Raw genomic sequence first — 10299 nt, 5'->3', positions numbered from 1 at the left:
AGGCTGGAAGGAGATGATTTTTTAGAGTCTCTTCTGAACAGTGCACTGATGCGGCTCATCAAAGCACGAGGCTTGATTGGCTTAGTGATATAGTCATCAGCCCCCACGTCAAATGCTGCTACTTCGGAGTATTCTTCTGAGCGGGCAGTAAGAAATACTACAAATGTTTTTTGAAGCTCGGGAATGTCGCGCAGCAGTCTGCAAGTTTCAACACCATCCATCTTCGGCATCATGATATCGAGCAGCACCAGGTCTGGCACAAACTTCTTGGCAATATCCACGGCTTTCGAGCCATCGGAGGCCGTTTTTACATCGTATCCGCCTTTTTCGAGGTTGTATTTCAGAAGCTCCAAAATAGGTTCTTCATCATCCACAACAAGCACTTTGTGCATCTGCTTGTTTCCCATAGTTCAACTATTTGCTTCAAAAATATACATAAAAAAGCCCATTAAAAACCGGTAAACATTTCTTAACAATTCCTTAAGCAGGCATAACAATTCGATAATAAAGAACAACGAGAACTGCGTGTGAAATAATTCCGAAGGTCTTTTTTATTCGGCAAAACGGCCATCAGAGAAACGGATATTTCTCGCTCAGATAATGAATATAGGCGCGTAAATTTCCCTGAAACCTAGCATTCCATTCCTCACCAAATATATTCTGCTTGGATTGATACTGACGGAAGTTCATGAAGTAAGCATTGTTGGGCAGCTTTTCCTTAAAACGCTGCGATGGATGCTGTGTAAGCGCGAGCGACAAAGTATCAAGACTGTTTATAATACTGCGTATCGTGTCTTCTTTCCGTTGCTTTTTAATGGCTATAGATTCCTGATCGCCAAACGTTTTATATAAACTATCGAGCAACGTAGCACCACGCAGCATGTGATCGACATATTTGAGATAATCTTTATCTTCATCCATATAGGTGATATACTCTTTAGACTCTCTTCCATATTTATAGATGAGGAATTTCTCTGCACCGCGATCGCCTATAAACGTGGCCAGGTTTTCATTGAAGTCTATACTGTCTTTTACAAAGATGGTAGCATGCGACATTTCATGAATGATAAGGTTAGCCAAGTCGCCTTCGCTGCGATTGAGCATCTTGCTAAGTATAGGATCGGTAAACCAGCCAAGTGTAGACCAACCACCGGGGTTACGCACCACTACATCGTATCCTTCTGTTTCAAGTTCTTTCTTCAGATCGAACGCTCTTTGTTGATTGAAGAATCCTTTATAGGGCACTGATCCGATCACCGGAAATTTCCATTCTTTCGGCTGGAGTCTGAAGGGCTCTGCAGCCAGCACCACCCACATGATCTCTTTACCTTTTTGATCATAGAGCGTTTTATAATTCTTCGTGTCTTTCAACCCGAGCGAGTCGATCGCATACTTTCGTACTTCATCAATTAATTTCAGTCGCCCCTTGAGAGAATCCGGAAAAGAAGGATCGGCCATAAACTCCTCTACAGGTCTGGCGTTCCATACAATGTTGAGTTGTCCGTATCCCTGGCGCACGCCATAACTTACCAGGTCCCAATAGAAAATGACAAGTGCCGCAATAATTCCGGCAATCACCAGCAACGTACGTTTGATTATTTTACCCGCCCGGATCTGCATTTCTAAAAAATAATTCTGTCTTGAATAGCCCGCAAGATAAAAGTATGCGACAACTTTGTATGCACGGAAGATATGCAACTGCTAACGAGCATGAACCTGCATGTGCTGACGTAAAAATTCATACCATTACAAGCTCCTGGATTTTTATATTCTATTTTAATTAGTATTTTTAAACCGTAATAAAACTAATAATAATAGTTAAAGATTTTTCGAGGTTAATAGGTTGAAGTGAATGCAGGTATGAATGAACCTTTGTACTTTCAGACCTGATCCGGTGATCAACCTCTCTGACAACGTAAAAGAAACAAATACATATATGAGTGATGCTAAAGAAAAACTGAAGGCGCTTCAGTTAACGATCGACAAACTGGAAAAGACATACGGTAAAGGAACCGTGATGAAGCTTAGTGATGAGAAAGTGGTAGATATACCAGCTATCTCAACCGGCTCTCTTGGCCTTGACATCGCATTGGGTATAGGTGGTATACCGCGCGGAAGAATAACCGAGATCTACGGACCTGAATCCTCCGGTAAAACAACGCTTACCATGCACTGTATTGCCGAAGCACAGAAACGTGGCGGACTCGCTGCATTTATCGATGCAGAACACGCCTTCGATAAAGCATACGCAGAAAAATTAGGCATTGATACTGAAAACCTGCTGATCTCTCAGCCCGATAACGGTGAACAAGCTCTTGAAATCGCCGACCACCTGATACGCTCAGGTGCTATCGATATTATTGTAATTGACTCCGTTGCTGCTCTTGTGCCGAAAGGCGAATTGGAAGGTGAGATGGGTGAAAGCAAGATGGGGTTGCAGGCCCGCTTGATGTCGCAGGCATTACGAAAGTTAACGGGTACAATCAGCAAAACAGGATGCTCCTGTATTTTCATTAACCAGCTTCGTGAGAAGATCGGTGTTATGTTCGGTAACCCGGAAACAACAACCGGTGGTAACGCATTGAAATTCTATGCATCGGTTCGTCTTGATATCCGCAGAATTGGTCAGATCAAAGAAGCTGCTGACGATATTACCGGTAACCGTGTAAAAGTTAAAGTGGTAAAAAACAAAGTAGCTCCTCCATTCAAAGTAGTAGAATTCGATATCATGTATGGTCGCGGTATATCTAAATCAGGTGAAGTGATCGACCTCGGTGTTGAGCTCAATGTGATTCAGAAATCCGGATCATGGTTCTCTTACAACGGTAACAAATTAGGTCAGGGCCGCGATGCGGTAAAACAACTTATCGAAGATAATCCTGAACTGATGGATGAACTCGAAAAGAAAATCAAAGAGCAACTGGCCGGTGTAGAAGGCACAAAAGTGCTGGAAGAAAAAGAGTAAAAAGCAATTCGACAAAAGAGAATACCATAGCTCTATAAATAGCTTATAAAATAAACAGCCCCGGATCTGGGTAAAGATTCCGGGGCTACTTTTTTAATCGGTATACTATATTTCGATAGACTATATCTTCGTGTAACTATAGCACTGTATTCTGTGCTATCAGGATCGGATAGCAATTACCGGGTCAAGTCTGGCTGCCAGAGCTGCTGGCACTACACCCGAAACAAGACCTATTATGGTTGATACCGTAAGCCCCAGCACTATATTTTTAATGGTTAACGTAACCACCAGGCTACCCATTGGTATAAATGTTATCAGGTATACCAGGAATAACCCCGCAAATCCTCCTATCAAACTCAGAAATATAGCTTCGAACAAAAACTGGAACATGATAAAGTAATTCTTAGCACCCAGCGATTTTTGCAGCCCTATTATACTGGTGCGTTCCTTTACTGACACAAACATAATGTTGGCTATACCAAAGCCTCCTACCAGTATCGAAAATCCACCGATGATCCACCCGGCTATACCTACCACATCAAACAAATTACCAATCACATTCGCCAGCGCTTCAGGGCGGTTAATCGCAAAGTTGTCTTTCTCACCAGGACGCAACCCTCGCCTTACACGCATAATACCGCGCACTTCATTCTCCAGTTCCACTAGGCCTATGTCGGTATCATACCCTTTTATACCAATGCTCGACTCCAACTCATCCCAACGACCGGTTCCGGTCTGATATAGTCTTCGGAAGGCACCATAGGGAACAATAACATTGTAATCGTTACTGGAGAAGCCCATAAAACTCTGCCCTTCTTTCTTCATAATGCCCACCACCATAAACTTCACATTTTTGATCTTTACCATTTTGCCCAGCGGATCTTCATCCGGGAAAAGCGTTTTGGCAATCTCATATCCAATGATCCCCACGTTTCGTCCTGCCCCAAGTTCATCTGCCGTAAGGTACCGGCCCGTTTCTATATTGATGGTATAGATATACTCATAGTTCTCACTGCCGCCAATTAACCGCACACTGCCAATACTGTTGCTGTTACGCTTCACAATGGTATTTCCCTTATCGCCATAAATAGCAATATGACTGCTGTGCTTGAGATTCTCTTCGAGAAATTTATACTCGTTGTACGAAGAGTTAGGTCTTCTCCAAAAATCCCACCAGCGATACTCGCCATCATTATCGGCAAGCCACGGCCACTTGTCTACATAGATCACATTGGTACCGATAAAATTGAGACTGTCTTTTATATTCTTCTCCAGCGAATCCACAAAGGTGAGCACGGCAATGATAGCGAAGATACCAATGGTAACTCCCAGTAACGAGAGAATGGTGCGAAGTAAATTAGACCGTAATGCCTTCCAGGCAAACCGGAAGCTTTCAAAAATCTGGCGAAGGGTATACATGCAGGTTTAGTAACGCAATGTTTATTGTAGGAGTTACCGCTGCAGGATGATAAGTCACACAACGATATACCTCCGGGTAGAGTATTATTTAAAATCTCATTCAGATCATGCAGTCCGAATAGCAATTACCGGATCAAGTCTTGCCGCCAATGCAGCAGGAACAATACCTGAAACCAGTCCGATCACACTGGACACCGTAAGGCCCAGTACAATATTCTTCACGGTTAGCACCACCTGCAAACTTCCCATCGGTATAAAGGTAATGAGATATACCAGGAACAGCCCTGCAAGGCCACCGATCAAACTCAGAAATATAGCTTCGAACAAAAACTGAAACATGATAAAGTAATTCTTGGCACCGAGCGATTTCTGCAAGCCTATAATGCTTGTTCGTTCTTTTACCGACACAAACATAATGTTGGCAATACCAAAACCTCCTACCAGTATCGAAAATCCTCCAATGATCCACCCGGCAATACTCAGCGTATTGAACACACCACTGATCAGATTCATAAATGCCTCCGGGCGATTGAGTGCAAAGTTATCTTTATCATACGGTCTCAACCCGCGTCTTCCGCGAACATAGCCCTTGATCTCGTTCTCCAGCTCTACCAACCCTATATCTGATTCTTTCCCTTTTATACCGATCACCGACTGCACTTCATTCCATCGGCCTGTACCGGTTTGAAAAGATTTTCTAAAGGATTGATAAGGAATGATAACATTATAGTCGTTGGTGGTCTTGCCTATAAAACTGCTTCCTTCGCGTTTTATTACACCCACCACTTTATACTTCAGATTCTGGATCTTTACATTCTCTCCTATCGGGTCGTCATTACCCGGAAACAACGCACTGGCTACCTCATAGCCGAGCACCGCTACATTTCGGCCGGCTTCAATTTCTTCTACACTCATATAGCGGCCGCGTTCAACATTCACATCAAAGAGCTGATCATACCCCACCGAACCGCCCACCAGGCTTACATCGCTAATGCTGCTGCTGCCACGTTTTATAGTCTGGTCGCCCTCATCAGCAAAGATGGCAATCTCGGAATGATGCGTGAGATTCTCTTTCAGGAATTTATACTCGTTGTAGGAAGGAGTCGGACGCTTCCAGTATTCCCACCATTTAAACTCTTCGGTAGCTCCGGGGAAGGGCCACTTCTGAAAGTATATTACACTCGCTCCCAAAAAATTAAAGCTGTCTTTTATATTCTTTTCGAGCGAATCCACAAAAGTGAGCACCGCGATAATAGCAAAGATCCCTACGGTAACGCCCAACAACGATAGGACTGTGCGCAGAATGTTGGACCTCAATGCCTTCCAGGCAAATCGAAAACTTTCAAAAATCTGTTGTAAAACGAACATGAGGGTAAAATAAACACCGTAGTTAATTGGGTTTGTCGGCTTCGACACAGACAAATTACTTCTCCAGAGACTAAAAAACTTGCTTTTTTGTTACAGGCTTGAAAAAAACAGCACCTTTTGTCGCAAAAGCCAATTGTTGCCTTATTTTTGCAACCCAAAATAAAAATTTACCCTTTATTGGGCATACTTTGCATTAACGAATATGAAGTTATCGGAATTTAAATTCGAGCTCCCCAACAATTCTATAGCATTGGATCCTGCCGAGAACCGCGATGAAGCACGGTTGATGGTAGTACACAAAGATTCAGGTAAAATAGAGCACCGGGTATTTAAAGACATCGTTGAATATTTTGACGATGGTGATGTAATGGTAGCAAATGATACCATGGTATTTCCTGCCCGCCTGTATGGCCGCAAGGAAAAGACCGGAGCCAAGATCGAAGTATTCCTGTTGCGCGAGCTCAATGCCGATATGCATCTGTGGGATGTACTCGTTGATCCTGCCCGTAAAATCCGCGTAGGCAATAAACTATATTTTGGTAATGGCGACCTGGTGGCCGAAGTAATAGACAACACGACGTCACGTGGTCGTACGATTCGCTTCCTCTTCGATGGCGACTCTGCTGCTTTCGATAAAGTAGTTGAAACATTGGGAGAAACTCCGCTGCCAAAGTATATCAAGCGCAAAGTAAAGCCTGAAGATAAAGATCGTTTCCAAACCATCTTTGCTAAAAATAAAGGTGCTGTATCGGCTCCTACTGCCGGACTACACTTTACACGTCAGTTATTGAAACGCCTGCAATTGAAAGGTGTAGATATAACATACGTTACGCTACACATCGGTCTTGGTACATTCCGCCCGGTAGATGTAGAAGATCTCACCAAACATAAAATGGATTCTGAGAACTTCATTGTAGGCAATGAAGCGGTTGATACTGTAAACAAAGCACTCGACAACAAGCGAAAAGTTTGCGCAATTGGTACTACTACCATGCGTGCATTGGAATCTGCAGTGTCTGCAACGAACAGGCTGAAGGCCCGCGAAGGCTGGACAGATAAATTTATCTTCCCTCCTTACGATTTCAAGATATGCAATGCAATGATCACGAACTTCCATATGCCGGAGTCTACCTTGTTAATGATGGCTTCTGCCTTCGGTGGTTACGACCTCATTATGGAAGCATACAGAGTTGCCAAAAAGGAAAAGTATAAATTCCTTACTTACGGTGACGCGATGCTGATCATCTAAAAAATTTAAAGCGACTATATTTAGCGAAGAGCCAGCCGAAAGGTTGGCTTTTTTCATTTTAGGGAAATTGGAAGATTTGAAGATTAAAAAATTATAAGATTCAGTAACGCTAAAGAATCTTTCAATTTCATAATCTTCCAATCTTTCAATTTTCAAATTTTCCAATCTTCCAATTTCATAATCCTCATGCTATATTGAACATCGTAAACCAACCAGCAAACACATGAAAAGAAGAAACTTCCTCAAGAATAGTCTTGCTGCGGCAGCTTCTACAGCAACGCTCGGTGCATATGCATCAACCAGCGATATAGCGCAGGCAGATATACCGGCAGAGAAAACTTTCAAATGCAACTTCGCGCCACACGATGGAATGTTTAGCAATCATGCAGGAGAAAATTTTATAGACCAGATCAAGTTCATGTACGATCAGGGCTTTCGTGCTATTGAAGACAATGGTTTATTGAAACGCCCGAAAGAAGAACAAGACAAGATCGGTGCAACGCTTGCCAAGCTGGGCATGACGATGGGTGTATTTGTTGTTGATGGTGGCGATAACTGGAAAGTATCACTAACCACCGGCAAGCAGGAATTTAAAGATACTTTTATTAAAACCTGTAAAGATTCTGTTGAGTTAGCCAAGCGTGTAAACGCTAAATGGATGACCGTTGTACCTGGCTTCTTCGAACGCAGCTTACCCATTGGTATACAAACCGCTAATGTAGTGGATGCACTGCGCAGAGGTGCCGAGATCTTTGAACCTCACGGACTCACTATGGTGCTCGAACCTCTCAGCGATACACCCGACCTCTTTATGCGTACGTCTGATCAGACATACGAGCTGTGCAAAGCTGTAAAAAGTCCGGCTTGTAAAATACTATACGATATATACCACATGCAACGCAACGAAGGCAACATCATTAACAACATAGATCGTTGCTGGGAAGAAATTGCCTATTTCCAGATTGGCGATAACCCCGGAAGAAAAGAACCTACTACGGGAGAGATCAATTATAAAAATATATTCAAGCACGTACATGAAAAAGGTTATCGTGGTGTGTGGGGAATGGAACACGGTATTTCCAAACCCGGTAAAGAAGGTGAGGTCGCGCTGATCAAGGCTTATCGCGAAGTAGACACTTTCTGATTAAACACTTAACCACATCAACATGTAGGCCGGCAAGTATATATACTGTCGGCCTTTTTGTTTCACATGCTATATCGCCCTATATATAGGATACAAAGTATAGGTTGCTGCACCCGTAAAACTTCCGTGAAACAAATCCGGCCGTCTGAAACCCCGACCGCTTCATTTTAGTTAAATTTGATTTACGAAAAACCCTGTGCCCATGAAGCGGATTTATATTATCGCCACTATACTCTTTTTACTACCTGCCACTATTCTACAAGCGCAACTCCTGAAAGACCTGAAGAAGGCCGCTACAGATGCCGGTAAAAATCTCAATACAAAAGAGAATCGCGAAAAGGTTTTCAACTATGCGATGAAAGATATGGAGAAGGCCCGCGCGGAATTTGACTCTTCTGATTTTGACTATGCTATATTACTGAGCGATAATTCCGGGTTGTTCGACATTAAAGAAAAAGGAGAAACAGCCGCGCGGTTTACTACAGCTGTAGGACTCACATCATCGTATCTTCAGAACGATCAACTCTCCGATGCCGAGCTTGCACGCTTCCATCGCGAAGCAGGTGAAGTATGGTATGCCAATGGAAAATTTACCATGGCCGAACGAAAATTTAATGCAGCAAAAGCCGCTTACGAAAAAGCCGGACTACAGCAAGATATAGGCTATCTTAAAACTATATCGAACCAGGGACTGCTTTATACCACCATGGGGCGCTTTACGCAAGCAGAAGAATCTACAGAGGAAGCCTTAACCATGCGCAAGACTAAATATGGTGATAACAATCCCAGTGTAGCAGCTTCGCTCAACAATTATGGCGTATTGAAATATAACCTCGCACGCTATAATGAAGCAGAGAAAGATTTTGATACATCGCTCGGCATCATCAAAAGTAATAATCTGCAAACCGCTATGCCGTATGCCATTATACTCAACAACCAGGCGATGCTGTTTCAATCGATCGGAAGATTTGAGGAGGCAGAGAAAATTTTAAAAGAAGCCATTGCTATAGCCGAGAAACTGCAAAGCAGTAAATCACGCAATCACCTGAAGTTTCTTTCCAACCTGGCGCTGCTATACCAGCAGATGGGTAAATATCCGGAGGCAGAAACGATATACCTCGGCATGGAAAAACGACTTGGCAAAAACAACCCCGACTACGCATCCATGCTCAACAACCAGGCTGCACTATATATGGTAATGGGTAAAGAAGATAAAGTGGAGGACCTGCTGAAACGTTCGGCTGCTATCTATAAATCAAATTTCAACGAACAGAATCCTGCATATGCAAAAGCCATCAGCGATCTCGGTAATTTCTATCGCTATAAAACAAAATATACCGATGCTGTTCCCCTGTTGGAAAAAGCACTCGCCATCCGTGAAATAACGTTGGGCCGAAACCACCCGCTCTATGTACAATCGCAGGAAGATATAGCGATACTGGAATGGAAACGAAAATCGTGGGAGAAGTCGTTTATGATGTATCGCGAGGTAATGGATAAATCGCTCGAATTCATTAACACCTACTTCCCTCCTATGAGCGAAGCTGAGAAGACCAAGTATTGGGATATACTCTCGCCACGCTTTCAACGCTTCTATAATTTTGCAGCAGAAGCAAGCGTTGACAATGCGCATGTAATCGAAGCGATGTTCGACTATCGCATCGCTACCAAAGCATTGTTACTAAATTCCACCAACAAGGTAAAGCAAACCATCCTTGCCAGTAAAGATGCGCAGCTCATTAAAGATTACGTTGCGTGGCTCGATCAGAAAGAAACCCTTGCCAGGTTATATGCTTATTCAAAAGAAGATCTGAAACAACAGAATATAAATCTCGATTCACTTGAGCGCTCTGCCAATGCCATGGAACGCAAACTCTCTGAACGCTCAGCCGATTTCTCTTCCGGATATTCAGTAAAAAAGGCGAGCTCCGATCAGATCAAAGCACTGCTTACAGACACAGAAGCATCGGTAGAAATTATTCGCCTGCAGCGATACGATCAAAAATTTGAAAATGATGCACGCTATCTCGCATTGATCCTTACAAAGAATATAGATGTACCCAAGCTGGTTGTACTCGATAATGGTATACAACTCGACACACGCTATGCAAAGTTCTATCGCAATGCTGTACAACAACGCATTGCCGATGAATA

8 protein-coding genes are annotated in these 10299 nt (G+C 43.1%); 4 read left to right on the top strand and 4 right to left on the bottom strand.

The annotated features are described in order from the left end of the window. Positions 1-407, bottom strand: a 407-nt coding sequence (locus tag VIN08_RS14080) for a response regulator transcription factor (RefSeq protein ID WP_331966230.1), incomplete at its 3' end; no start/stop codon positions are given. 163 nt (positions 408-570) lie between these two features. After that, positions 571-1620: an aminopeptidase gene (locus VIN08_RS14075; protein ID WP_331966227.1), complete on the bottom strand. Its 1050-nt coding sequence runs from the start codon at positions 1618-1620 to the stop codon at positions 571-573. Positions 1621-1936: 316 nt separating this feature from the next. On the opposite strand from VIN08_RS14075, the gene recA reads away from it, so the two are divergent. Beyond that, positions 1937-2965 (top strand): recombinase RecA, encoded by a 1029-nt coding sequence (gene recA / locus VIN08_RS14070; RefSeq protein ID WP_331966233.1) that lies wholly within the window; start codon positions 1937-1939, stop codon positions 2963-2965. Positions 2966-3124: 159 nt separating this feature from the next. Here recA and VIN08_RS14065 read toward each other — a convergent pair whose 3' ends face one another. Both VIN08_RS14065 and VIN08_RS14060 read right to left on the bottom strand, forming a co-directional pair. Continuing rightward, on the bottom strand, positions 3125-4384 hold the full coding sequence (locus VIN08_RS14065) for an ABC transporter permease (RefSeq protein ID WP_331966225.1): 1260 nt from the start codon (positions 4382-4384) through the stop codon (positions 3125-3127). Between the two features lie 105 nt (positions 4385-4489). Continuing rightward, positions 4490-5752: an ABC transporter permease gene (locus VIN08_RS14060; protein WP_331966222.1), complete on the bottom strand. Its 1263-nt coding sequence runs from the start codon at positions 5750-5752 to the stop codon at positions 4490-4492. 202 nt (positions 5753-5954) lie between these two features. Here VIN08_RS14060 and queA point away from each other — a divergent pair, with 202 nt between their 5' ends. From queA to VIN08_RS14045, 3 genes are all read left to right on the top strand, one after another. Continuing rightward, positions 5955-7001: a tRNA preQ1(34) S-adenosylmethionine ribosyltransferase-isomerase QueA gene (gene queA, locus VIN08_RS14055; protein ID WP_331966219.1), complete on the top strand. Its 1047-nt coding sequence runs from the start codon at positions 5955-5957 to the stop codon at positions 6999-7001. A 223-nt stretch (positions 7002-7224) separates the two neighbouring features. Further along, a complete protein-coding gene (locus VIN08_RS14050; RefSeq protein ID WP_331966216.1) occupies positions 7225-8145 on the top strand; it encodes a hydroxypyruvate isomerase family protein in 921 nt (306 codons plus the stop codon). 202 nt (positions 8146-8347) lie between these two features. After that, a partial coding sequence (locus tag VIN08_RS14045; protein WP_331966214.1) for a tetratricopeptide repeat protein occupies positions 8348-10299 on the top strand: 1952 nt, incomplete at its 3' end.

This window comes from Ohtaekwangia sp. (assembly GCF_036568665.1).
Lineage (GTDB): Bacteria > Bacteroidota > Bacteroidia > Cytophagales > Cyclobacteriaceae > Ohtaekwangia.
The sequence above is the reverse complement of the archived record's forward strand: the minus strand, read 5'-3'. Positions and strand labels throughout refer to the sequence as shown.